The 25,155-nt window shown below is 71.2% G+C and carries 17 protein-coding genes and 2 pseudogenes; 9 read left to right on the forward strand and 10 right to left on the reverse strand.

Annotated features, from left to right (window positions below; all coding sequences use genetic code 11):
* Window positions 1-95: 95 nt before the first annotated feature.
* Window positions 96-272, reverse strand: a complete 177-nt coding sequence (locus WJM95_RS00670; protein WP_339127441.1) for a hypothetical protein — start codon at window positions 270-272, stop codon at window positions 96-98.
* Window positions 273-484: 212 nt separating this feature from the next.
* On the opposite strand from WJM95_RS00670, the pseudogene WJM95_RS00675 reads away from it, so the two are divergent.
* Window positions 485-628, forward strand: a pseudogene (locus WJM95_RS00675) (DUF4383 domain-containing protein); the annotation flags it as partial.
* A gap of 175 nt (window positions 629-803) precedes the next feature.
* On the opposite strand, the gene WJM95_RS00680 reads toward WJM95_RS00675, so the two are convergent.
* Window positions 804-1,163, reverse strand: a complete 360-nt coding sequence (locus WJM95_RS00680; protein ID WP_339127442.1) for a hypothetical protein — start codon at window positions 1,161-1,163, stop codon at window positions 804-806.
* 385 nt (window positions 1,164-1,548) lie between these two features.
* A pseudogene (locus WJM95_RS00685) lies at window positions 1,549-1,740 on the reverse strand (DUF5133 domain-containing protein); the annotation flags it as partial.
* A 228-nt stretch (window positions 1,741-1,968) separates the two neighbouring features.
* On the opposite strand from WJM95_RS00685, the gene WJM95_RS00690 reads away from it, so the two are divergent.
* On the forward strand, window positions 1,969-2,538 hold the full coding sequence (locus WJM95_RS00690; protein ID WP_339127443.1) for a DNA starvation/stationary phase protection protein: 570 nt from the start codon (window positions 1,969-1,971) through the stop codon (window positions 2,536-2,538).
* Window positions 2,539-2,629: 91 nt separating this feature from the next.
* Here the strand turns inward: WJM95_RS00690 and WJM95_RS00695 are convergent, their stop codons facing one another.
* Window positions 2,630-3,565, reverse strand: coding sequence for a sensor histidine kinase (locus WJM95_RS00695; RefSeq protein ID WP_339127444.1), 936 nt, complete (start codon window positions 3,563-3,565; stop codon window positions 2,630-2,632).
* 306 nt (window positions 3,566-3,871) lie between these two features.
* On the opposite strand from WJM95_RS00695, the gene WJM95_RS00700 reads away from it, so the two are divergent.
* The 3 genes from WJM95_RS00700 to WJM95_RS00710 all read left to right on the forward strand — a co-directional run bounded on the left by WJM95_RS00700 (window position 3,872) and on the right by WJM95_RS00710 (window position 11,909).
* Window positions 3,872-4,753, forward strand: a complete 882-nt coding sequence (locus WJM95_RS00700; protein WP_339127446.1) for an RNA polymerase sigma factor SigF — start codon at window positions 3,872-3,874, stop codon at window positions 4,751-4,753.
* 358 nt (window positions 4,754-5,111) lie between these two features.
* The gene (locus WJM95_RS00705) at window positions 5,112-9,389 is read left to right on the forward strand and encodes a HAMP domain-containing protein (protein ID WP_339127447.1); all 4,278 of its coding nucleotides are present in this window, start codon (window positions 5,112-5,114) and stop codon (window positions 9,387-9,389) included.
* A gap of 102 nt (window positions 9,390-9,491) precedes the next feature.
* Window positions 9,492-11,909 (forward strand): SpoIIE family protein phosphatase, encoded by a 2,418-nt coding sequence (locus tag WJM95_RS00710; RefSeq protein WP_339127448.1) that lies wholly within the window; start codon window positions 9,492-9,494, stop codon window positions 11,907-11,909.
* Window positions 11,910-12,091: 182 nt separating this feature from the next.
* Here the strand turns inward: WJM95_RS00710 and WJM95_RS00715 are convergent, their stop codons facing one another.
* Both WJM95_RS00715 and WJM95_RS00720 read right to left on the reverse strand, forming a co-directional pair.
* Window positions 12,092-12,811 (reverse strand): HAD family hydrolase, encoded by a 720-nt coding sequence (locus tag WJM95_RS00715; RefSeq protein WP_339127450.1) that lies wholly within the window; start codon window positions 12,809-12,811, stop codon window positions 12,092-12,094.
* 82 nt (window positions 12,812-12,893) lie between these two features.
* Entirely contained in the window at window positions 12,894-13,751 is an 858-nt protein-coding gene (locus tag WJM95_RS00720) for a DMT family transporter (protein ID WP_339127452.1), read from the reverse strand.
* Window positions 13,752-14,009: 258 nt separating this feature from the next.
* On the opposite strand from WJM95_RS00720, the gene WJM95_RS00725 reads away from it, so the two are divergent.
* Window positions 14,010-15,149 carry a PP2C family protein-serine/threonine phosphatase gene (locus WJM95_RS00725; protein WP_339127454.1) on the forward strand — a complete coding sequence of 380 codons (1,140 nt, stop codon included), beginning with the start codon at window positions 14,010-14,012 and terminating at the stop codon, window positions 15,147-15,149.
* A 58-nt stretch (window positions 15,150-15,207) separates the two neighbouring features.
* On the opposite strand, the gene kstD is transcribed toward WJM95_RS00725, so the two are convergent.
* A complete protein-coding gene (gene kstD / locus WJM95_RS00730) occupies window positions 15,208-17,010 on the reverse strand; it encodes a 3-oxosteroid 1-dehydrogenase (RefSeq protein ID WP_339127456.1) in 1,803 nt (600 codons plus the stop codon).
* 250 nt (window positions 17,011-17,260) lie between these two features.
* Between kstD and WJM95_RS00735 the strand changes: the two genes are divergently transcribed.
* A complete protein-coding gene (locus tag WJM95_RS00735; RefSeq protein WP_339127458.1) occupies window positions 17,261-18,904 on the forward strand; it encodes a GMC oxidoreductase in 1,644 nt (547 codons plus the stop codon).
* Window positions 18,905-18,928: 24 nt separating this feature from the next.
* Here WJM95_RS00735 and WJM95_RS00740 read toward each other — a convergent pair whose 3' ends face one another.
* Together WJM95_RS00740 and WJM95_RS00745 are read right to left on the reverse strand one after the other, a co-directional pair.
* Window positions 18,929-19,408 (reverse strand): carboxymuconolactone decarboxylase family protein, encoded by a 480-nt coding sequence (locus tag WJM95_RS00740; RefSeq protein ID WP_339135276.1) that lies wholly within the window; start codon window positions 19,406-19,408, stop codon window positions 18,929-18,931.
* Between the two features lie 11 nt (window positions 19,409-19,419).
* Window positions 19,420-20,493, reverse strand: coding sequence for a dihydrodipicolinate reductase (locus WJM95_RS00745; RefSeq protein WP_339127459.1), 1,074 nt, complete (start codon window positions 20,491-20,493; stop codon window positions 19,420-19,422).
* 150 nt (window positions 20,494-20,643) lie between these two features.
* Here WJM95_RS00745 and WJM95_RS00750 point away from each other — a divergent pair, with 150 nt between their 5' ends.
* Window positions 20,644-21,264, forward strand: coding sequence for an L-threonylcarbamoyladenylate synthase (locus tag WJM95_RS00750; RefSeq protein ID WP_339127460.1), 621 nt, complete (start codon window positions 20,644-20,646; stop codon window positions 21,262-21,264).
* A 101-nt stretch (window positions 21,265-21,365) separates the two neighbouring features.
* On the forward strand, window positions 21,366-22,121 hold the full coding sequence (locus WJM95_RS00755; protein WP_339127461.1) for a dienelactone hydrolase family protein: 756 nt from the start codon (window positions 21,366-21,368) through the stop codon (window positions 22,119-22,121).
* Window positions 22,122-22,191: 70 nt separating this feature from the next.
* Here the strand turns inward: WJM95_RS00755 and WJM95_RS00760 are convergent, their stop codons facing one another.
* The gene (locus WJM95_RS00760; protein WP_339135278.1) at window positions 22,192-24,546 is read right to left on the reverse strand and encodes a M4 family metallopeptidase; all 2,355 of its coding nucleotides are present in this window, start codon (window positions 24,544-24,546) and stop codon (window positions 22,192-22,194) included.
* Window positions 24,547-25,155: the final 609 nt, after the last annotated feature.

The following is a 25,155-nucleotide window of genomic DNA, read 5'->3' on the forward strand; positions in this document are numbered from 1 at the left end:
GGCCCGCTCCGCGAGCCCACCACCTTTCCGTCCGACAGAATGTTTCCGTCCGACAACCATCTCGCGGAGGACGGCGTCACGGCAAGTCGCGCCCGTCAGCGGCGGCGGCTGCGCGTGGACCAGCCGGCACCGACGCCCGAGAGATGAAGGGCGAGCAGGGCGAGCCCTATCAGCATGACATTGGTGGACGTGAAGACGTGATTGGTCGCGATCTCACCGGCGTTGATCAGGAACGCGATGAACAGCAGGACCGCGGCGGCGATGCCGAGCATGGGATCTCCTTCGTGAAGGTTCGGTCGACGAACGATGAAGCCCGGATGCCCCGAGAAGGCCGCCCGACACCACCTCGCGCGACGCGTCCGCCGGATCCACGGCCCGCCCGGTGGCTGCAACCGCGTGGCGGTCTTCCATGAAAGAGGGGACAAAGGCCGCACACCGGGGCGCCTTGCGACACCGCACCTGCCGGTTCACGAGAGGACGGGCGATGAAGCTCCGGGACGAACTCCCCCTCGACCACCACCTGGCCGCCGTCTACCGCTGGGGGTCCGCCTTCTGCGGGGTGGTCCTGCTCGTCTTCGGCATCCTCGGATTCGCCGACGAACTCAGTCCGTTCAACACGAACGGAGAATGAAGCCGGGCTCCCGGATCAGGGCGAGGGAACCCGTCACGCGGGTCCGGGCCACGCCTCAGGGCGAGGGAACCCTTCACGCGGGTCCGGGCCACGCCTCAGGGCGGGCGGAGCGGGCCCGCGGGCGGCGCCGGCCGGGCGGGTTCGCCCGGCGAGCGCCGCCACGGAGCGGCCGCTAGAAGAGGCTCCCGGCCGAGGCGGTCGCGCCCCGGGGCGCGACCGCGCCGTCCACCGGCCCGGTCGCCCGCCACACGTCCTCGTGGTCCTCGGCCAGTCCGAGTCCGGCCAGGCCCTTGAGATGCCCGAGCACGGTCGAGCGCCGGAAGCCCACGGCCTCGGTGAGTTCGGTCACCTCGACGCCGCCGGCACCCGCCTCCGCCAGCCGCTCCCACGTCCGCACGGCGTGACGGCTCAGACCGCTCTCGCTCACCGTCCTGATGACGGCCTCGGCCCGCTCCCCGTTCGCGTCCTGCCCGGGAATGGGGGGCCCGGCCTTCGCCCCCTGCGGTTCCACCGCGCCCAGGCGCTCCGGCACCTCACGCGGCGGCCTCCTCGGTCCCACCGGACGGGGCGTCATGTTCACCTTGCGGTGCCTGCGGCCTTTACTGTGTCGGCTCATCGATTCCTCATCTCCGCCTCGACGATGCTCACAGCAGGACAACGAGCGGGATCCGACTAGGTAGTTCAGCCGTTCGAAGGACAGGCAGGGGCACCGCCCGGCCGGGTGGCGGGCCCCCGCACCCACGCGCGGGGCGGGGTCAGCCGAGCGGACCGGACATGCCTACGGCCCGGCCGTGCAGCGTCCGGACCTCGTGCGCCGGGGTGAGCGGGGCGGTCACGGGCAGTCCCTTGGACGGGATGACGGAGGGCGTCCCGCTCCCCAGCGGCCCGGACTGCGGCGACTGCTTCCGCCTCTCCCCCGCCACGAGCAGGGCGTCGGCGGCGGCGACGGCATCCCGCACGCGGGTCGTTCCCGTCATCACACAGAGCGTGTAGGTGACGTCCTCCAGACCGCGGGCCGTCTCCGGCGTCTCCTTCTCGGCGTACGCGATCTTCAGGGCCGCGTAACGGGTCAGCAGCCTCCGGACAACCTTCGGGTCGGGCACGAGCACGGCGAGGGCTCCTCTCTCGAGTTTTCGTCCGTGTGCCCGGGTTCGCGGTGGTTCATTCGCAACAACCGGCCCAGACAACCTATTTGGCCCAACGCCTCCTCATCGGCGCGGTCCCGTCCCCCACGTCTCGCGTGCGGCCGGCACCGTTCTCCTCCCACCGGAGTGGTGTGGCACGAGGGAGACAGGGCACTCGGGACCGCACGAGAAATCTGTGTGAAGGAAAGGAACATGGCCACTTCCACGACACCGCAGTACACGGTCCCCGGCGTCAGCACGCAGGACGGCGGCCGGATCATCGAGCTGCTGAGCATGCGCCTGCACGCTCTCAACGACCTGTCCCTCACGCTGAAGCACATCCACTGGAACGTGGTGGGCCCGCACTTCATCGCCGTGCACGAGATGCTCGACCCACAGGTCGACCGCGTCCGCGACCTGGCGGACGACACCGCGGAGCGGATCTCCGCGCTCGGCGGGGTTCCGCACGGCACGCCCGGGGCGCTCGTCGCCGAACGGACCTGGGACGACTACAGCGTCGGGCGCGCCGACGCCATCGCCCACCTCGGCGCCCTCGACCTCGTCTACACGGGGATCGTGGAGGAGCACCGCGCGGCCGTGGCCGAGGTCGGCAAGATCGATCCGGTGACCGAGGACCTTCTGGTCGAACAGCTGCGGGCGCTCGAACAGTTCCAGTGGTTCGTCCGGGCGCACCTGGAGAGTTCGGGCGGTGCGCTGTCGCAGGCCGGCGCCCGCACCGAGGACGAGGCCGCGCGATCGGCCGGGCGGGCCGCCGCGCGCTAGCGGAGGACCACGACGGCGTACGACGGCGAGGGGCCCGGACCTGGAGCACAGGTCCGGGCCCCTCGCCGTCCGCGCGATTTCGCCCGGCCGGTCAGACGCGGTCGATGTAGCTGCGTACGGTCGTTCCGGAGTCGTCGCTGTGCACCCGGACGAGGTCCGAGAGGAAGTGCACGAGCAACAGGCCCCGTCCGCCGATCTGATCGGGGCGCGCGGGGTACCGGCCGGCCAGCGGATCACTCAGCCGCCCCGTGTCCCGCGACTCGCACACGATCTGCTCGCCCTCGGCCCAGATCCTCAGGGTCCCCGAACCACCGCCGTGCACCACGCTGTTGGTGGTCAGCTCCGCGACGACGAGGTTCAGGTCCTGGAGCCGGGGTGCCGACATCCCCCAGGCACGGGCCTCGGCCAGGGCGAAGTCGCGGGCGGCGGGCAGGAGTTCGGCGTCGAAGGGAACCGTCGCCGCCCCCGGCGGATGGCGCAGCTCGTGGTTGAAGCGGGCCAGCACACCGTCCGGGTCGTAGGCCGAGCTGACGCACTGCCGCCCGGCGCCGATCACGACGGGGTGGGTGGCGTGGGCGTCCGCGATCACGCCCGGGGGGAGGGCACGGGCGTCGTACGGGCAGAGGATGGTCACGTCCCGCCCGGCGAAGGCCCGGTTGATCAGGGCCTCGTGCTGGACGCAGGCCGGGTACTCCACCTCGGTGCGGCCGGCCCAGACGGGCTCGCCGATGATCCGTACATGGACGTCCCGGTGGGCGTCGGCGAACGCCCGCAGGACGGAGGGGATGATGCGGCCGGGGTTCCGGCCGGCGAGCGACATGTCGATCCAGCGGACGCCGTCGCCGAGCGGGCCCAGCGCCTCACGGACGAGTTCCAGTCGCCGGGCGGGAACGGCCACCGCCACCGGCTCCCCCGCGGCTACGCCGTCGGAGACGAAGCGGGTCATCTCCTGCACGTACTCGAGGTCGTCGCGGTAGATGAGCGCGGGATGGACGAAGGGCTCGTCGTGCGGTGCCGCCGTCGTCATGCTATCACCACCGCCGGGCCCGGGGACCGTCGTCCGGCGAGCGGTCCCGTGTCCGGGTACGCCAGGGGCGAGCGCGTCTGCGCCCGGCCCACTCCTCGCTCGACACCCACGGACTCACCCCCGGACCCACTTTACTTCGCCGCATCCGAACGGTGTCGCCGGGAGGAAGGAACCCCTGACCCGGGGCCGGCGGGAGGCGGGGCGGACGCCTCCCCGAGTTTTCCGGAAACCGGGTGGCATGAGTGGTGGGATGCGGGGCAGACGGGCCCTGTCATCAATTCCTTGGGAAGATGTGGGGTGGACGGCATGGCAGCCGTGACGGCAGTGAGGGCGGCGGACACGGCGCACCAGACGGAGACGGCCGTGGGGGGCGTCCTTCCGCAGATCGCGGAGCCGCTGAAGATCAGCCCGAAGGACGCGCGGGAGCTGTCCCGCCAGTTCTTCGACCGGCTTGCCGTTCTGGAGGAGGGGACGCACGAATACCAGTACGCGCGCAACACCCTCATCGAGATGAACCTCTCCCTCGTCCGGTACGCGGCGGCACGCTTCCGCAGCCGCAGCCAGGGTGAGATGGAGGACATCGTCCAGGTCGGCACGATCGGGCTGATCAAGGCCATCGACCGTTTCGAGCTCACCCGCGAGGTCGAGTTCACCTCCTTCGCGGTCCCGTACATCGTCGGTGAGATCAAGCGCTTCTTCCGTGACACCAGCTGGGCCGTGCACGTGCCCCGCCGGTTGCAGGAGGCCCGCGTCGAGCTCGCCAAGGCGACGGAGGAACTGCGCACACGCCTCGGCCGCACGCCGACGACCCGTGAGCTGTCCGAGCTGATGTGCCTGTCCGAGGAAGAGGTCATCGAGGCCCGCAAGGCGTCGAACGGCTACAACTCCTCCTCCCTCGACGCCGCGCTCACGGCCGACGGCGGCGCGGACGGCGAGGCGGTCCTCTCCGACTTCATCGGCGAGGAGGACCCCTCGCTGGAACTGGTCGAGGACTTCAACTCCCTGGCCCCGCTCATCGCCGAGCTGGACGAGCGTCAGCGCCGGATCATTCATCTGCGCTTCGTCGAGGAGCGCACCCAGGCCCAGATCGGCGAGGAGCTCGGCATCTCGCAGATGCACGTGTCCCGTCTGATCACCCGCATCATCAAGCGCCTGCGCGTCGGCCTGCTCGACCCCTCGGTCGCCTGACCCTCCCGCACGTCACAGCCCCACGCCGATCCCGTCGGCCCGCCCCGGACTCCGCTCCGGGGGCGGGCCGACGGGATTTCGCGTACGTGGTCACACCGCTCCGGGACCGAGAGGGTCCTGTGTATCCAGTTCGCTCCTGGTTATTCCTGCCACGGGTGACGTTTTCCGGCCCCCGAAGAATTCCTTCCCGCACTTTGTTCCGTCCCGCTTGTCTGGGTTAGCCTGCGGCGTATTTCCATGACGGGACGACCCGTGATCTGCGGGAATCCCACGGGCAGGCACGGGGGACCGTCCGTGGGCCCGGCGTGGTTCCGAGTTCCGTGTCACGGGACTCCAGGGGAGCGGAACGAGGGTGGCCATGACCAGGGCAGCGAGCGGGACGTCCGTACGGACGCCGGGTGAGCAGGAGTTGCGGCAACTGCTGGCCGGCCTCACCGCCGTGCGCGACGGCGACTTCGGCACGCGGCTTCCCGACGAGGCCGGTGGCCTGCTGGGGGACATCGCCACCGTCTTCAACGGCATGGTCGACCAGCTGTCGGTGTTCACCTCGGAGGTGACCCGGGTGGCGCGCGAGGTGGGCACCGAGGGGACGCTCGGCGGCCAGGCGGAGGTACCGGGCGTTTCGGGCACCTGGGCCGATCTCACCGACTCCGTCAACGCCATGGCGGGAAATCTCACCACGCAGGTCCGTGACATCGCGCAGGTGGCCACGGCGGTCGCCAAGGGCGATCTCTCCCAGAAGATCGACGTGCCCGCACGCGGTGAGATCCTTCAGCTGAAGGAGACCGTCAACACGATGGTCGACCAGCTCTCCGCGTTCGCCGACGAGGTCACCCGCGTCGCCCGTGAGGTCGGCACCGACGGACGCCTCGGCGGCCAGGCGCAGGTTCCCGGGGTCGGCGGTGTCTGGCGTGACCTCACCGACTCGGTGAACTTCATGGCCGGCAACCTCACCGCCCAGGTCCGCAACGTGGCCCAGGTGACCACGGCCGTGGCCCAGGGCGATCTCTCCCAGAAGATCACCGTGGACGCCCGGGGCGAGATCCTCGAACTGAAGAACACCATCAACACGATGGTCGACCAGCTCTCTGCGTTCGCCGACGAGGTCACCCGCGTCGCCCGCGAGGTCGGCACCGACGGACGCCTCGGCGGCCAGGCCGACGTGAAGGGCGTCAAGGGCACCTGGCGTGATCTCACCGACTCGGTGAACTTCATGGCGGGCAACCTCACCGCCCAGGTGCGCTCCATCGCCCAGGTGGCCACGGCGGTGGCCAAGGGCGACCTGTCGCAGAAGATCACCGTGGACGCCCGGGGCGAGATCCTGGAGCTCAAGGAGACCATCAACACGATGGTCGAGCAGCTCTCCGCGTTCGCCGACGAGGTCACCCGCGTCGCCCGCGAGGTCGGCACGGCGGGCAACCTGGGCGGCCAGGCCACGGTGCGGGGTGTGTCGGGCACCTGGAAGGACCTCACCGACAACGTCAACGTGATGGCGTCGAACCTGACCGGACAGGTCCGGTCCATCGCCCAGGTCGCCACCGCCGTCGCCCGCGGCGACCTGTCCCAGAAGATCACCGTGGAGGCGAAGGGCGAGGTCGCGGCGCTCGCCGACGTCATCAACACGATGGTCGACACGCTGTCCGCGTTCGCCGACGAGGTCACCCGCGTGGCGCGCGAGGTCGGCACCGAGGGACGGCTCGGCGGCCAGGCGCACGTGCCCAACGTGGCGGGCACCTGGAAGGACCTCACCGACAACGTCAACTCGATGGCCAACAACCTCACCGGCCAGGTCCGCAACATCGCCCTGGTGACGACGGCGGTGGCCAAGGGCGACCTGTCCAAGAAGATCGACGTCGACGCGCGGGGCGAGATCCTCGAACTCAAGACGACCATCAACACGATGGTCGACCAGCTCTCCGCCTTCGCAGCCGAAGTCACCCGCGTCGCCCGCGAGGTCGGCAGCGAGGGCCGGCTCGGCGGCCAGGCCGAGGTGGAGGGCGTCTCGGGCACCTGGAAGCGGCTGACCGAGAACGTGAACGAACTGGCCGGCAACCTCACCCGTCAGGTCCGCGCGATCGCCGAGGTCACCGGCGCCGTGGCCGAGGGCGACCTGACCCGGTCCATCACGGTCGAGGCCTCGGGCGAGGTCGCCGACCTGAAGGACAACATCAACACCATGGTGGAGTCGCTGCGGGAGACCACGCGCGCCAACCAGGAGCAGGACTGGCTCAAGACGAACCTGGCCCGGATCTCGGGTCTGATGCAGGGGTACCGCGAACTGGACGTGGTGGCCGACCTCATCATGGACGAGCTCACCCCGCTGGTCGCCGCGCAGTACGGCGCCTTCTACCTCGCCGAGGAGACCGCGAAGGGCACGGAGCTGAGGCTGGTCGGGTCGTACGGCTATCCCGACGAGGACGGCCGTCCCACCCGTATCCCGCTCGGCCGCTCGCTCGTGGGGCAGGCGGCCCGCAGCCGCCGGGCGATCACCGTGGACGAGGTGCCGCCGGGCTACGTCACCATCTCCTCGGGACTCGGGCGGACGGCGCCCACGGCGCTGGTGGTCCTGCCCATCGTCGTCGAGGAGCAGGTGCTCGGCGTCATCGAACTCGCCTCCGTGACGCGGTTCAAGCAGGGGCACCGGACCTTCCTGGAACAGCTGATGGAGACCATCGGCGTCAACGTCAGCACCATCGTGGCCAACGCCCGCACCGATGAGCTGCTGGGCGAGTCGCAGCGTCTGACCGCCGAACTCCAGGCACGCTCCGAGGAGTTGCAGGTCCAGCAGGACGAACTCCAGCGCTCCAACGCCGAGCTGGAGGACAAGGCGTCACTGCTCGCGACCCAGAACCGCGACATCGAGGCGAAGAACCTTCAGATCGAGCAGGCCCGGCAGGAACTCGAAGCGCGGGCGCAGCAGTTGTCGCTGGCGTCCAAGTACAAGTCCGAGTTCCTGGCCAACATGAGCCACGAGCTGCGGACCCCGCTCAACAGCCTGCTCATCCTGGCCCAGTTGCTGGCGCAGAACCCCTCGCGCAATCTCACGCCCAAGCAGGTCGAGTACGCGGGCATCATCCACTCCGCGGGCTCCGACCTGCTTCAGCTGATCAACGACATCCTCGACCTGTCGAAGGTCGAGGCGGGCAAGATGGACGTGACGCCCGAACGGGTCCCGCTGCGGCAGCTGCTGGAATACGTCGAGGCGACCTTCCGTCCGATGACCTCGCAGAAGAGCCTGGAGTTCACGGTCAGCTTGGCTCCGGGCGCCCCGGTCGACCTGCTCACGGACGACTCCCGGCTGCGGCAGGTGCTGCGCAACCTGCTGTCGAACGCGGTCAAGTTCACCGAGCAGGGCCGGGTCGAGCTGCGCATCGAACCGGCGGCAGGTGCGGAGATCCCCGCGGGAGTTCGGCGCGGCGGCACGATCGCGGCCTTCCGGGTCAAGGACACCGGTATCGGCATCCCGGAACAGCAACTCGAGACGATCTTCGGCGCCTTCCAGCAGGCCGACGGCACCACGAGCCGCAAGTACGGCGGCACGGGTCTGGGTCTGTCGATCACGCGGGAGATCGCGCATCTGCTCGGCGGTGCGGTCACCGTCGACAGCACACCCGGACAGGGCAGTACGTTCACACTCTTCCTCCCGGTCGCCCGGCCCGAGTTCGAGGAGCTGCTGGCCGGCGGGCGCCCGTCGGAGCCGGCGCCGGACGAGGGCACGGCGGCGCGCACGGAGCCGCGGTCCGGCGTTCCCGGGTCGATCGGCCTGCCCCGCCAGCGGCGCCGGCGGCTCCTGGTCGTCGAGGAACGGCCGCGGGGGCTGCTGACGCTGGTGGCCGAGAGCGCGGTCGGGGACGTGGCGCGCAGCCGTGACGAGGGGGACGCGCGGGAGAGCGTCGACGTCGTCACCGTCGTCGGGGCGCAGGAGGCGGCGAGCGCCCTGGCCGTGGAGCCCTGGCACTGTGTCGTCCTCGAACTCGGCATGCCCGACGGCGAGTCGGCCCGGTTCCTCGAAGCGGTGGAGGGTGACTCGGCCCTGGCGACCGTGCCGGTCCTCATCCACAACGGCAGCCGTGTCGATCTCGCCCACGAGCAGGCCCTCCAGACCCGCTCGGGCGCGCGGTCGCTCGAATTCCTGTCCAGTCTGGACGAGTTGCGCGAACGGATCGCGCTGCACCTGTCCGCCGACCAGCCGGGCGACGTGGTGCCGCTGGTCCGGGCCGAGGAGGCCAGGAACCGGCCCGCGCGCCCGATCGACAACGCCTTCCAGGGCCGTACGGTGCTCGTCGTCGACGACGACGCCCGCAACCTCTTCGCGCTGAGCGGCATCCTGGAACTGCACGGGTTCCAGGTGCTGCACGCGGAGAACGGCCGCAAGGGCATCGAGACGCTGCTGAGCCGGCCCGAGGTCGCGCTGATCCTGATGGACGTGATGATGCCCGAGATGGACGGGTACACCGCGACCGCCGAGATCCGCAAGATGCCCCGGTACGCCGACCTGCCGATCATCGCGGTGACGGCGAAGGCCATGCCGGGCGACCGGGAGAAGAGCCTGCTGTCGGGGGCGAGCGACCATGTCACCAAGCCGGTCGACACCGACGACCTGATCGCGTGTGTCCGGCGCTGGCTCGGGGAGTGACATGACGCCCGCCACCCTCCGCCGCGGCCGTCCGGCGGGCCGTCCGCCGCGGCCGCCCCTCCCCCGCCCCGCCCGGGGCCTCCGCCGAGGAGCGGCCGCACGATGAACAGTCCCGAGACCACCGGCCCCGGCGTCCCCGGTTCCACGGACGACGTCACGGAGACCGGGCAGAGCGGCGACCGCACGGGCGCGGCCCTGACCTCTCCGGTGGGCCGGCTGGCGGCCACCGTCGACCGGCTGCGCCGCGAGGTGCGGGCCGCCCAGGCGGAGGCCGACGGCCGGGCCCTGATCGAGCTGGCCAAGGGCATCCTGGTCGAGCGGCTCGGCTGCGGCCCCACGCAGGCCGCCCGCCAGCTCGGCGAGTTGGCCGAGCAGGCCAAGGTGCCGCAGCTCCAGCTCGCGGTCGAGATCATCAACCAGGCGGCGCACGACCGGCTTTCGGAGGTGACCAGCACCCTCCTGGCCGCCACGGCGGAGCAACCGCCGAAGGACGACGCGCCCGCCGTTCGGCTGCGCGCGGCCGAGAGCGGCGCGCTGGCGGCCGGCGACAGCCAGGCGGTGGCCGACTCCCTGCTCCAGCACGCGCTGACCCCGCTCGGAGCGGTCGCGGTGGCCATCTGGGCCGCGGACGCGGACGGTTCGCTCTCCCTGGCGGGCAGCGCCGGATTCTCTGCTGCCGAGGCCCGGCGCTGGCGTTACGTCCCCCCGGGCGTGGCGACGATGGCACGCCGTGCGCTGTCCGACCGTACGGCGCAGTGGGCGGGCACGCTCTCGGGCACCGGACTGCCGTCCATCGGGCACGCGGAGCATCCGGACGGCGGGCGGGTCGCCGTACCGGCCGGGTCCGGGGGCCGGATCCACGGCGTCCTGGAGATCGCGTGGCCCTCCCCCCTCGTACCTCAGCCACCGCAGGTCGTCCGCCAGGTCGAGGCGCTGGCCGAACTGTGCTCGCACACGCTGGAGACCCACGCGCTGCCGGGCGACTGCCCGGACGTGCGGGGCACCGCCGACGTCTGCGAACTGATCGACCTGGTGGACGGGCTGCACGATCCGGCTCTGGTCCTGGTGCCCCAGCTCGACGGCCAGGGACGGCTCGCCGACTTCCGCATCCGCCACGCCAACGGGCGCTTCCTCGATCCGGCAGGCCGGCCGCGCGGGACCGTTCAGGGGGCGCTGCTCCTGGAGGCCTACCCGCTGGCAGCCGGGGAGAGCGGCCTGTTCCAGAGCGTCGAGCGGGTCTACGCCACCGGAGAGCCGTTCCGGGCGCGGCGCATGGATCTGACGGCGCTGGTCGACCAGGTGCGGCTGTCGGCCGTGGCCGACATCAACGTCAGCCGGCACGGCGGGTCGGTGCTGCTCATCTGGCGCATAGAGGACGAGACGGCACGGCTGGCGAGTCTGCTCCAGCACGCCCAGCGGCTCGGCAGGATCGGCGGTTTCGAGGAGAACCTGCTGACCGGCGAGACCATCTGGAACGAGACGCTCTTCGATCTGTACGGCCGCTCCCCCTCCGGCGCCCCGGTCCCGCTGGAGGAGCTGGCCGCGCACGCCCACGCCGACGACGCCGTCACCATCGGGCGCTTCCTGCGGACCGTCCTGCACCATCGCCGGCCGGCCACGGCGGCGTTCCGGCTCCAGCGTCCCGACGGCGTGACCCGGCACATCCGTGTGGTGGCCGAGCCGGTGCTGGACGCCGACGACCGGCTGTTCACCGTCCGCGGCGCCTACCAGGACATCTCGGCGCAGCACTGGACCGAGGTGGCGCTGGCCGTCACCCGCGACCAGCTGGCGCACACCGAACAGCAGGCGCACGAGCGGAACCGGCTGACCCTCCAGCTCCAGCACGCGATCATGCCGCCGGCCCACGCGCCGCTGCGGGTCCCGGGCCTCGATGTGGCGGTGCGCTACCGGCCGGCGGAGACGGAGCAGCTCGTCGGAGGCGACTGGTACGACGCCGTCGTGCTGTCCTCGGGACTGGTGCTGCTGTGCGTGGGTGACGTGGCGGGTCACGGGATCGAGGCGGCGACCAGCATGGTGGTGCTGCGCAACGCGCTGCGCGGACTGGCCGTGACGGGTGCGGGGCCCGGGCAGCTGCTGTCCTGGCTGAACATCGTGGCGCACCATCTGACGGGCGGGATCACCGCCACGGCGGTCTGCGGGATCTACGATCCGCGCCGCCGCGTCCTGCGCTGGGCGAGGGCCGGACATCTGCCGCCCGTCCTGGTCCGGGACGCGGACTCCGACCCACTGCCCCTCCTCAAGGGCATTCTGCTCGGCGCCGTCCCCGAGGCGGTGTTCGAGGAGGACGAGGTGCAGCTCGAGGTCTCCGACACGCTGCTGATGTACACCGACGGCCTGATCGAACGGCGTGACCGCTCGCTGGAGGTGTCGCTGCGCCAGCTGCTCAACGCGGCCCGCTCGGCGCCCGGGACGCTGGACCATCAGCTCGACCGGCTGCTGACCTACAGCAGGTCGGACACCGACGACGACACCTGCATCGTGGGCATCCGGGTGGAGTAGGGCGCAAAAGGATGCGGCCCCGCGGGCAGCCGGGGGGAGTGACTGCCTGCGGGGCCGTACAGCTCGGGCTTCGCCAGGGGGGTAGCTTCCCGAGCTGTCTCAGAATGCTGGTGCCCCGGTCCCGGCGATGCATGCACACGAGTTTCCGGCCGGTTTTCCCCTCGGATGGCGGAGCGATCGGGTCAGGAACGTTCCCGCAGGGTGCGCAGCAGCGGCTCCAGGGAGTCGATGACGCACTGGGCGGGGACGCCCGCCTCCTCCAGCGCTCCCGCCCGGGTGGGTCGCCGGGCGTAGCCGAGGAAGCGGATGCCGGCGTGGCGCGCGGCCGTGTGGTCCGCGGGCGTGCCGCCGATCATCAGGGAGGTGTCCGGTTCGGCCCCCAGGGCGTTCAGGGCCAGCTCCAGCGGCGCGGGGCGGGGGGCGGGCGTCCCCGGGTCCGGCGTACGGCCGAATATGTGCGGGGCGAACCGGGCCGTGAGCCCTCGCCCGTCCAGGTAGGCGGTGACGGCCCGGGCCGAGGTGCCCGTCGCCACGGCGAGCCTCGCCCCGACCGCCGCCCAGGTGTGGATCAGCGGGTCCGCGTACGGCGTCGGCATCGCGGTGCGCACCGCCTCCAGCTCGGCCCGGGTGAGCCACTCGTCGAGCCGGGCGGCGGCCTCGCCTCCGTGATGCCGGCCGGCCGCCTCGGTCAGGGCGCGGTAGGGGTCCGCGAGGCCGTGCTCGACCTCGGTGAGCACCGCGCGCGGGCCCTGTTCCGTCAGCCGGTCCGGCCGGGCCCGCGCTACGGCCGTCGCCGAGGGGCCGGAGAACAGCTGACAGATCGGACCGTCGAAGCCGAACACGACATACCGCGTCCGCGCGACCAGTTCCCGAACGTTCTCGATCCGACTCGTCACCACCATGGTCTGTCCAGTCCCGGCAGTCACCAATCGAGCGAGTGTCGGCCAGTCGCCCCCGGCACGCCCCAGGGCGTGCGCGCGGTCGTCAGTGGGCCATGTCGGCGAGGTGCGGCACCACGCGGGTCAGCCTCAGGACTCCCCACAGGACCAGCGCGGCGCCGATCAGCTCGGGAAGCAGCCACCAGCCGGTACGGACCGTCTCGCCGAACAGCGTGACGCCGAGCACCAGGCTGAGTGTCGCGTCGCCGATGGTCAGGGCGGGCTGCGAGGCGGCCAGCGGACCGGCCTGAAGGGCGTTCTCGAGCAGCAGGACCGCGGCGATCCCGGTCAGGGCGAACCCGTACGTCTGCCACACGCCCAGGAAGGCGGCGAACCCTTCGCTCTTGAGCGTGCCCACGGCCGATTTGAGCAGGGCGGCGGTCAGCGCGTTGCTGATCGCCGAGGCCGCTCCCAGCACCGCGGCGCGAAAGAGCGGTGGGCGGCCGGGGCGGGCCACGGCGACCGCGACGGCCACGGCCCCCAGGCACACGACCACTGCCGGGATCCAGCGCTCCATGGGGGCCTCGGACCGTGCTCCCGAGGGAGCGGCCGACAGCAGGACGAGACCGAGGCCGGCCACGACTCCGGCTACGGCCTGCCATGCCGCGCGCGACAGACGGCGGTGCAGCAGCGGGACGGCGAGCATCAGGGCGAAGGGCAGCTCCAGGATGAACAGGGGCTGGACCAGCGACAGCGGCCCGTTCGCCAGCGCCAGGGCCTGGAAGAGCGCCGCGCCGATCACTCCGCCGATCCCGATGAGCCAGGCCGGCTGGCGGGCCAGCCGGACGATGAGCCGCAGTCCGCCGCCTTCGGTGAGGCGGCGGGCCGCCTTGCGCTGGAACGCCGTGCCCGCCGCGTTGCTGGCGGCCCCGAGGAGGGCGAACAGCACGGCCAGTCCTGTCACCCCTCCACCATGCCCCGGGACGCGGGTCCGGGCCTCCCCGGGCGGCGACGGCCACGGGCGGCCGGCGAGCCGTGGCCGGGGCGGTGGGCGGGTGGGATGAAAGGCCGGCGAGGGGGCAACCGACCTGTGGAGCCCCGTCATCCCATCCCCGTGATGACGGGGCTCCGCCTGTCCGCACGGGCCCCTCCGCGTCCCCCAACCGATCAAAATGCGCGACGACGGCGAAGGGAGGAGCGTGGGGGCAGAGGGAGGAGTGCGATGGGCACGAGGGCCACGCCCGGTCAGCGGGACGACCGCCGGGGATGGCTGCGCGGCTCGCCCCCTCCGCGCTGGGTACGGCTGCTCCCTCCCCTCCTGCTGGTCGGCGTCTGCGTGGGCGAGATCGCGAGCAGCGAGCCACTGGACATCGGCTTCCTGCTGGGCGCCATCCCGTCGCTGGCCGTCCTCTCCTACGGCCCCCTGGCCACGGCGTTCTTCGGCGTGATCGTCGTGGTCCTGCTCAACATCCCCGCACTCCAGCTCAACCATCCGGGCAACGCGGATCTGCTCACCATCAGCTTCATCGCCGTGCTGAGCGTGTTCGTGGCCCTGGTCCGCAGCCGCAGGGACGCACATCTGGTCACCGTGCGCTCGGTGGCGGAGGCCGCCCAGCTCGCCGTGCTCCCACCGCTGCCCGACCGCGTCGGCAGGGTCCGCTGCACCGGCCTGTACCGGCCCGCGCAGCAGGAGACCCTGGTCGGCGGCGACTTCTTCGACGTCCGTGACGGGCCGTTCGGAGTCCGGGCCCTGATGGGCGACGTACAGGGACACGGGCTGTCCGCCGTGGGGACGGTCGCCTCACTGCTCGGGGCGTTCCGGGAGACGGTGCTCGACCAGCGTGATCTGGAGGCCGCGGCGGCACGGCTCGACCGCAGGCTGGTGGTGGACTCCTCCTCGGTGGATCACGCCGAACTGTTCGCCACCGCGCTGCTCCTGGAGTTCCCGCCCGGGGCCGCCACGGTGCGGATGGTGTCCTGCGGGGCCCCCGCGCCGCTGCTCCTGCGCGGGACGAAGGTCCTCGAACTCGACACCGAGCCGGGGTCGCCGGTGGGTCTCGGGTTCTTCGAGCTGTCCCCGCCGAAGGTGCGGACCGTCGAGCTGGAGCCGGGCGACCGGCTGTTCATGGCGTCGGACGGTGTGAGCGAGAGCCGGGACACCGGCGGTGCCTTCTACCCGCTGCCGGACCGGCTGGCCGCGTTCGCCGAGGAGCCCTCGGACGCGCTGATCGACCGTGTCTGGGAGGACCTCGTCCGGTTCTGCCCCTCGATCCGCGACGACGTCTCCATCCTGGTCCTGTCGCCGCGGCTCGGGACCGGTGAGGAGGACCGGGGCGACCGGGGCGGGGGCGCCGACGGCTGACCGTCCTCCGTCAGCGCGGCCGGACGTCAGCTCGGCCGGACGTCAGCTCGCCCCGACGTCAGCCCGCCGCGATGTCGAGGGCCGCGATGTACCCGAACGTCATCGCGGGACCGATGGTCGAGCCCGCTCCCGCGTAGCTGTGCCCCATGACGGCCGCGCTGGCGTTGCCCGCCGCGTAGAGGCCGGGGATCACCGTGCCGTCCGGGCGCAGGACACGGGCGCGGGCGTCGGTGCGCAGGCCGCCCTTGGTGCCGAGGTCGCCCGGGACGATCCTGAAGGCGTGGAACGGGGGCAGCCACAGCGGGGCGAGGCAGGAGTTCGGGAGGACCGCCGGGTCCGTGTAGTAGTGGTCGTAGGCGCTGTCGCCCCGGTGGAAGTCGGTGTCCCTGCCGCTCAGGGCCAGGCCGTTGAAGCGGCTGACGGTGGTGCGCAGGGCGGCGGCGGGGACTCCGATCCGCCCGGCGAGGGCGTCCAGCGTCCACTCCTTGTACGCGGCACCCGACGTGTACCAGGAGTCGGGGAACGGGAGGGTCGGCGCGACGTCCTTGAACAGATAGCGGTTGCGGTAGTTCTGGTCGACGACCAGCCAGGCCGGGATGTCCGGAGCGCCCGGGTCGCGGTCGTACATGGTGTGCACGACGTCGCTGTAGGGCCCGGCCTCGTTGACGAAGCGGGCGCCGGCCGCGTTGACCAGCAGGCCGCCTGGCAGGGTGCGTTCGGCGAGGCAGAAGTAGGGCTCGTCGGGCAGCGGAACGGCCGGGCCCCACCAGGCGTCGTCCATCAGGTCGAGCGCGGCACCGGCGCGGCGGCCCGCCTGGATGCCGTCGCCGGTGTTCTCCTTGGCGCCCACGGTCCAGGCGGTCCCGATGGGCTGCCGCTGGAACTCGGCGCGCATGGCCGCGTTGTGCTCGAAGCCGCCGGAGCCGACGATCACCCCGCGCCGGGCCCTGACCAGGCCGGCGGCGCCGTTCCGGGTGACCACCGCGCCGGTGACCGCGCCGCTCTCCGTGTACAGGTCCGTCAGCGGGGTGTTCAGCCACACCGGGACCTGGGCGGCGAGCAGGCCCGCGCGCAGCCCGGCCGCGAGCGACTGGCCCATCGTCAGCGGTTTCTGGCCGAGCAGCGCCGCCCTGGTGCCGCGCGCCAGGCACGCGGTGGCGACGGCCGCGCCCTTCGCGCTCACGGCGGCGAGGGTGAGCCATTTGTAGTCGGCGCTGAAGACGACCATGCCGGCCGGAACGGCCATGTAGGGCGGGTTCAGACGGTCGAGTTCGGCTCCGAGGACGGTGCCGTCGAGCTGGTCGGGCTCCATGGAGCGTCCGCCGGGAAGGCCGCCGGGGAGTTCCGGGTAGTAGTCGCTGTAGCCCTCCATCCAGCGGAAGCGCAGCGGGCTGTTGGCCATCACGAAGGAGATCATGGCCGGTCCGTGGCCGAGGAAGGCCTGCTGCCGGTCGGCGGAGACGTCCGGTCCGACCACGGCGGCGAGGTAGGCGGCGGCCTTGGCCGGGGTGTCGGGGACGCCCGCGGCGAGGATCACCGGATTGTTGGGGATCCAGATGCCCGCGCCGGAGCGGGCCGCGGAGCCTCCGAAGGTGGGCGCCTTCTCCAGGACCACGCAGCTCAGTCCCTGCTTCGCCGCGGTCAGCGCCGCGGTCATGCCCGCGGCTCCCGAGCCGACCACCACGACGTCGTACGTGCCCAGGGCGGGCAGGTCGGCCGCGGCGGCGGAGCCCGCGGGGCCGGTGACGCCCGCGGCGAGCGCGATCGCGGCGCCCGTGGCCGTGCCCAGCACCCCGCGCCGCGAAGGGCCCGGGGCCGAGGTGGGGGCGTGAGGTCTGAGGGCGTCCGCGCTCAGGGACATGGCAGGGCACTCCAGCGGGGCGGGGGACGGTGAGGTGTTCCGTTGCTCCGGGGGCCGGCCGGCCCCCGCCGTACGCGTTCTGACACAGCGTCAGGAATGTCGCGCGAGGGTCTTGTGAAGTCAAGGGCAAGCGGAGCAGAGCTCGCCGATCACCCCAAGATCGGACAGAAGTTACCAACCGGTATGTAGTGACTTAACGAGCCGGTAACAGTAGAACCTGTTCCCACTCATCGAGAGTGAGGAGTGTCACGTGGGTGACATCAACCAGCAGACACAGGACTCCAGGGGAGTTTCGCGCCGACGATTCATAGCTGGAACAGGTTCTATTCTTGGAGCAGTCAGCCTGGCCGGCCGTGCCGTCGCGGCCCCCGCCCGGATCGCCACGGCGGCCACCTCGATCCCGTCCGGAGCACATGTCCCCGTCCTGGTGATCGGCACCGGGTACGGCGGCTCCGTCGCCGCCCTGCGCCTGGCGCAGGCGGGCGTCGACGTGCAGATGGTCGAGATGGGCATGGCCTGGGACACCCCGGGTTCGGACGGCAAGATCTTCGCCAACACGACCAGCCCGGACCAGCGTTCGTACTGGCTGCGAACCAGGACCAAGCAGCCCCTCAGCAACTTCCTCGGCTTCCCGATCGACAAGGACATCCCCCGCTACACGGGGATCCTGGACGCCGAGGAGATGGGCCAGATCATCGTGTACCAGGGGCGCGGCGTCGGCGGCGGCTCCCTGGTCAACGGAGGCATGGCGGTCACCCCGAAGCGGGAGAACTTCGGCGCCATCCTCCCGTCGGTGAACGCCGACGAGATGTACGCGACCTACTATCCGCGCGCCAACGCCACGCTCGGCACGGGCCTGATCGACCCGGCGTGGTTCGACACCACCGACGCCTACCAGTACGCACGGGTCGGCCGTAAGCAGGCCCAGCGGTCCGGCTTCCCCTTCGTCTTCGTGCCCGACGTGTACGACTGGGACTACATGAAGCAGGAGGCCGCGGGCACCGTCCCCAAGTCGGCCCTCGCCGGAGAGATCCTCTACGGCAACAACTACGGCAAGAAGTCGCTCCAGAAGACCTATCTCGCCCAGGCCACGGCCACCGGCCGGGTCACCATCTCACCGCTGCACAAGGTCACTTCGGTCGCGCCCGCGGCCGGGGGCGGCTACACGGTCGTGATCGACCAGATCAACACCAACGGCGACGCCACAGCCACCAAGACGGTGACCGCGGACCGGGTGTTCTTCGCGGCCGGAAGCGTCGGAACCAGCAAGCTCCTGGTCAAGCTGAAGGCCACCGGAGCCCTGCCCGCCCTGAACGGCGAGATCGGCCAGGGCTGGGGCGACAACGGCAACGTCATGTGCGGCCGGGCGAACCAGATCTGGGATCCGACCGGCTCGCTCCAGGCCAGCATCCCCTGCGGCGGCATCGACAACTGGACGGCGGGCGGCGCCTTCGCGGAGGTCGCACCGCTGCCCACCGGAATCGAGACGTGGGCCTCGTTCTATCTGTCCATCACCAAGAACCCGAACCGCGCCCGGTTCACCTGGAACGCCTCCACCGGAGCGGTCGACCTCAACTGGCAGACCGCCTGGAAGCAGCCCGCCATCACCATGGCGAAGAGCATCTTCGACAAGATCAACGCGAAGGAGGGGACGATCTACCGGACCGATCTGTTCGGCGTGTACAAGATCTGGGGCGACCATCTCACCTACCACCCGCTCGGCGGCGCCGTGCTCAACAAAGCGACCGACAACTACGGCCGCCTCCAGGGCTATGCGGGCCTGTACGTCATCGACGGCGCGCTGATTCCCGGCAACACCAGCGTCAACCCCTTCGTCACGATCACGGCGCTCGCCGAGCGCAACATCGAGAACATCATCGCCCTGGACCTCTAGGGCCGATCCGCGGACCGGACGCGGTCAATGGGTCGGCAGCACGCAGACGGCGTCCAGGCCCAGTACGTGGTTGAGCCGGCCGAACGCCAGCCAGGAGCCGATGCTCATGGTCAGCTCCACGATCTCCCGCTGGCTGTACAGCGCCGTCATCCGGGACCAGAACTCCTCGTCAAGACCGTGGTGATCCAGGGCGTACCGCTCCGCGTACTCGGCGGCCAGCCGCGTCCGGTCGTCGAAGGCATCGGTGGTACGCCACTGGGTCACCGCGTCGGGGAACTCCTCCTCGACCTTGTCGCCGTCCCGCTCCGTGCGCCAGTCGAGACAGAACAGGCACCCGTTGATCTGCGCGATGCGCAGCCGGGCGGCCTCGAACTCGCGCAGGCCGAGCGTCGTGTGCTCGTACACCGACAGGGAGAAGTTCGCTGCGGCCATGCCGATGCCGGGCACCAGCTCGCCCCAGACGTACCCGATCGGTTCCTGTCCCTCGGGGATGTCGATGCGCAGGGTCATGGGATTCACTTCCTTCCGAGTCGGCCGGCCGCGGGACGCAGCGGGACGTCGAGTGCGTCGTAGAGCCCGGGTTCCGCGTCCACCAGCCAGTCGATGGCGCCGACCAGTCGGCCGACCGCGGTGGCGTTTCCCCCGGCGGAGCGGTTCTCGCCCTCGTCGGTGGCCGCGACGGTGACCTCGATGCGCGGGCGCCCCTCGATGATCACGCGGTGGGCTCCGTCGCCTTCGGGCGGCGAGGGCCAGTCCGGAGCGCAGGAGGCGTGGATACGGGTGATGTGCTCGATGACGATGCGGGGCTCTCCCCCGACGATCCCCTGCACCTCGAAGCGGACCGCGCCCTGGGTGCCGGCCGCGAACTCGCCCATGGTCCGGGTGGTCACCGTGTCCGTGAGCGGGCGCCGCTCCAACGTCTCGCGGATGTCGTCGAGTTCGACGTCGAGGGCCCTCGCCATGAGCCGGATCTGGCCGCCCCAGACCATGGTCGGTATCGACGGGGCGAGCATCAGCGGCTCGTAGTCCATCGGCTGCCCCATGCCGACCAAGTACCGTACGGATTCCTCCTGTTCGTACGTCGAGTAGTCGAAGATCTCCTGGCAGCGGATGGCGTCGACGGTGGTGCCCAGACCGCTGACCAGCAGCGGCAGCACGTCGTTCCCCCAGCCGGGATCGACCCCCGAGACGAACAGGGAGCCACCTCCCTCGGCGACGGCTGCGAGCACCGGGTCCCGGAACTCGGGCGGGGCGTTGCGCTGGTCGTAGAGCGGATAGAGGGCGGGCGTGACGACCACCGCACCGGCCCGGATCGCCCTGCCGATGTCGTCGAGGGCCTCGTCGGGACGGATGTCGCCGGTGGCCGCGTAGACCACCGCACCCGGTCCCGAGGCCAGGACCGCGTCGATGTCGTCGCTCGCCGCGACACCGAGGCCCTGGCCCAGTCCGGCGAGCTCGCCCGCGTCGCGGCCCACCTTGCCGGGGTCGTGGACGAGGACGGCCGCGAGTCTCAGTTTCGGGTGGGCCTCGACGGCGCGGATGGCCGCGCGGCCGACGTTGCCGGTACCCCAGACCACCGTGGAAATCATGCGGCGGAGAGTAGCGAGAGGGCCTCCAGGTTCCCATAGCCGCGACCGGGGAGAATTCCGGCGCCGCCCGGCGGGAGGCCGCCCGGCCCGGCGCCGGCCGTCGGGTGCGGCTCGGCGGCCCGTGGCCGGAACACCCCGTAGGCTCGAACCATGGCCAAGTACTTCGACGTTCACCCGGAGAACCCGCAGCGGCGCGTCATCAGCCAGGTGGTGGAGATCGTCCGCGACGGCGGGCTGATCGTCTACCCGACGGACTCCTGCTTCGCGCTCGGCTGCGCGCTCGGCAACCGGGAGGGCATCGACCGCATCCGCTCGATCCGCCGGCTCGACGAGCGCCACCACTTCACGCTGATGTGCGAGGACTTCGCCCAGCTGGGGCACTTCGTACGGATCGACAACGCGGTCTTCCGCACGGTCAAGGCGGCGACGCCGGGCAGCTACACCTTCGTCCTCCCGGCGACGAAGGAGGCTCCGCGCAGGCTGCTCCACCCGAAGAAGAAGACCGTCGGGGTACGGATTCCCGACCACGTCGTCGCGCAGGCGATCCTCTCCGAGCTGGGCGAGCCGATGCTGTCGAGCACCCTGCTCCTGCCCGACGAGGACAAACCGCTCACCCAGGGCTGGGAGATCAAGGACCTCCTCGACCACGTGGTGGACGCCGTCATCGACTCCGGCGACTGCGGCACCGAGCCGACGACCGTCATCGACTTCTCCGGCGGCGAGGCCGAGATCGTCCGGCACGGGGCGGGTGACGTCACTCGGTTCGAGTGACACCGCCGACGGCGACCGGGCCGGCGCGTGACAGCATGATCACGGCCCGGACCGCCGGGCCGTCCAGTTGCTCACCGTCGACCGCGCCGAGAGGCGGACCCATGACCTCCGTACAGGGCACAGCCGTGGACATCCCCACCGAGGACGGCACCGCCGACGCCTACCTCGCCCATCCCGCCGACGGGGTTCCCCGCCCGGGTGTCCTGCTCTACCAGGACGCCTACGGTCTGCGCCCGCACCTGCGGTCGATGGCGGACCGGCTGGCCGCCGCCGGTTACACGGTCCTGGTGCCCAATGTGTTCTACCGGCACGGACGGGCCCCCGTCTTCGACCTCCCCGAGTTCATCGGCCCCGAGACGCTCCCCGACCTCTGGACCCGGATCGGCCCGGTCATGCAGTCGCTGACGCCGGAGCTGTCGGTGCGCGACGCGGGTGCGTATCTGCGGTGGCTGGAGGCCAGCCCCCGGGTGACCGACGGACCGGTCGCGGTCACCGGCTACTGCATGGGAGCCCGGCTGGCGCTGCGCACCGCGGGCGCCTTCCCCGAGCGGGTCGCCGCCGCGGCCGGCTTCCACGGAGGGCGGCTCGCCACCGACGAGCCGGACAGCCCGCACCTGGCCGCCGAACACATCGGCGCCGAGCTGTACTTCGGCCACGCCGACAACGACCCGTCACTGACCGAGGACCAGATCGAGCGGTTGGAGGCGGCGCTGACCGCCGCCGGTGTCCGGCACCGCTGCGAGGTCTACCCGGACGCACCGCACGGGTACACGCAGGCCGACACCGACTCGTACCAGAAGGAGGGCGACGAGCGGCACTGGGAGGCGCTGCTCGATCTGCTGTCGCGCACCCTCTGATCACGCGCGCCGAACGCGGACGTCCCGCACGCCTGGGAGGCGCGCGGGACGTCGTTCGTGCGATGAGGGGTCAGCTGGTCGTCACGGCGGTGTCGTCCACGACGAAGCTGGTCTGGAGCGAGGAGTCCTCGACGCCGCTGAACTTGAGGCTCACGGTGGAGCCGGCGAAGGAGGACAGGTCGAACGTCTTCTGCGTGTAGCCGGTGGCCTTGTTCAGGTTCGAGTAGGTCGCCAGCGTGGTCGATCCGGCGGTGACCGTCAGCTTGTCGTACTGCGAGCTGGTGGTGGTCTCGGCGGAGTCGATGTGCAGGTAGAAGGTGAACGAGGCCTTGCAGCCGCTGGGAATGGTCACCGACTGCGAGAGCGTGTCGGTGTGCGTGGAGCCGTAGCCGTCCAGCCAGGCCTTGTACGAGCCGCCGTGGGCCGCCTCGCCCGTGTCGGTCGTGATGACTCCGCTGCTCGCGGTCCAGGTGGTGGCGCCGGACTCGAAGCCGGGGTTGCCGAGCAGCTGCGCCGAGGTGCAGGTGCCGCCGCCACCGGAGGTGCTGACGGTCCAGGTGAACGAGGCCGTGCCGGTCGCTCCGGTGCTGTCCGTGACGGTCACCGTGGTGCTGTACGTCCCGGCGGTGGTCGGGGTACCGGTGATCGCGCCGGTGGAGCTGTTGATCGACAGGCCGGTGGGCAGTCCGCTCGCGGAGTACGTGAGGGCGCCGCTGTTGGTGCTGCTGGCCGAGACCTGAAGGCTCACCGCGGTGCCGACGGTCGAGGACTGGCTGCCCGGGTTGGTGACGGTCACACCGCTGCTCGGCGGGGTGACGTGGCTGCCGACGGCGATGCCCGCGAAGGCGTTCGCCACGCCCGCGTACTGGGTGGAGTTCGCACCGTACAGCGCGGTCGCGGCGTTCAGCGCGGCGGTACGGGCGCCCGCGTAGTTGGTGCTGGACGTCATGTACGTCGTCAGCGCCTTGTACCAGATCTGAAGGGCGGCGGCGCGGCCGATGCCCGCGACGGCGACACCGTCGGAGGTCGAGCTGTTGTACGTGACGCCGTTGATGGTCTTGGAGCCACTGCCCTCGGAGAGCAGGTAGAACATGTGGTTCGCCGGGCCCGAGGAGTAGTGGACGTCCAGGTTGCCGACGCCTGAGTACCAGCTGTCCGCCGAACTGCCGTCCTTGCTGGGCTTGTCCATGTAGCGCAGCGGGGTGCCGTCGCCGTTGATGTTGATCTTCTCGCCGATGAGGTAGTCGCCCACGTCGGTCGAGTTGTTGGCGTAGAACTCCACGCCGGTGCCGAAGATGTCCGAGGTGGCCTCGTTCAGGCCGCCGGACTCACCGGTGTAGTTCAGGCCCGCGGTGTTGGAGGTGACGCCATGGCTCATCTCGTGGCCCGCGACGTCCAGCGAGGTCAGCGCGTGGGTGCTGCTGGTGCCGTCGCCGTAGGTCATGCAGAAGCAGCTGTCGTCCCAGAAGGCGTTGACGTACGCCGTGCTGTAGTGGACGCGCGAGTAGGCGGCGACGCCGTCGTTCTTGATGCCGCTGCGCCCGAAGGTGTTCTTGTAGAAGTCCCAGGTCGTCTGGGCGCCGTAGGCGGCGTCGGCGCCGGCGGTCTGGGTGTTGGAGCCCGCGCCGGTGCCCCAGACGTCGTCGGAGTCCGTCATCAGCGTGCCGGTGCCGGAGGTGCCGTTGTTCAGCGAGTAGGTCTTGTGACCGCCGCGGGTCGAGTCCGTCAGCTGGTACGTCGATCCCGACAGCGTGGTGTTCAGCGTGACCGAGCCGCTGTACTGGGTGTTGCCGGTGCCGGTCTCGATGCCCTCGTACCGGGTGAGTTCCTTGCCGGTCGTGGCGTCGGTGACGACGTGCAGCCTGCTGGGCGTGCCGTCGTCCTGGAACCCGCTGATCACGGTCTCCCAGGCGAGCCGGGGCGTACCGGTGCCGGCCCAGATGACCTTGCGGGCGCTCTGGGTGGAGGGCTTCTCCGCCTTGAGCGACTTGGCCGTCTTGAGGGCCTGGGCTCCCGCGGCGGCCTTGGTGACGGTGGCGGTGGTGCTCGCGACCTTGATGGCGTGCTTGTTGTTGAAGGTCGTGCTCACCGTGCCGGTGGCCTGCGAGGCGGGCGGAGTGTGGACCACGATGTCGCCGCCGAGCACCGGGAGTCCGGCGTAGGTGCGCTCGTAACGGGTGTGCACGGTGCCGTCGTTGTCCTTGACGACGTCCTTGACGACCAGCTTCTCCTTGGAGCCGAGGCCCAGGGTTCCGGCGGTCGCGGCGGTCTGCTTCGATGCCTTCGTCAGCAGCGCCGCGTGCTGGGCCGGGGTGAGCTTGGCCTCAAGTCCCCCCGTGCGCAGGGGGGTTGTGTGGGGGGCGGGCTTGGCGACAGCCGGAACCGTCTGTATGCCGACGGCCAGGAACGCGGCGGTGGCCACCATGGCTCCGGCCGCGGTCGCCTGACGGGGGAAACGTCTCACTCGTACTCCTACTGCTTCGGCCGCGGTCGGCGGCCGGTGACAGACCGGGCAGACGGGATGTGCTGTCCGGGAAGAGCTGAGCAGGGGCGCGCGGGAACGCGGCTGTGGGCAGGCCATGGACGACCTGTCCGACAGGTGTGGGCAAGGATGGCACTCTTGACCTAGGCATGACATGGCCTTGGTGGGGATCGAGGGTTATCCCTACACCCGCGCCCCGAAACCCCCGGGACGGGGGCGAGGCCACCCCATGGCCGAGTCCCACCCCCTCATGGCCGAGTCCCGCTTGCCCATGGCCGAGTCCGAGCCGCTCACGGCCGAGTCGCACCCACCCGTGGCCGGAGCCCACCCGTTCACAGCCGAGTCACGCCCACCCATGGCCGAGTCCCACCCGTTCACCGCCGAAGCCCACCTGCCCCCACGGCCGAAGCCCCCGTACGGCCGAAGCCCACCCGTCCCCGTCCCCGTACGCGGCCGGGCCTCCGCCTGTGCGGCCCCGCGCCGGATCGCTCGGCGGGCCGCGATGATCGTCGCGTCGTTTAATGACGGAGTCGGAGGAGTCGTCCCGGAGCA

It is taken from the genome of Streptomyces sp. f51, from assembly GCF_037940415.1.
GTDB lineage: Bacteria > Actinomycetota > Actinomycetes > Streptomycetales > Streptomycetaceae > Streptomyces.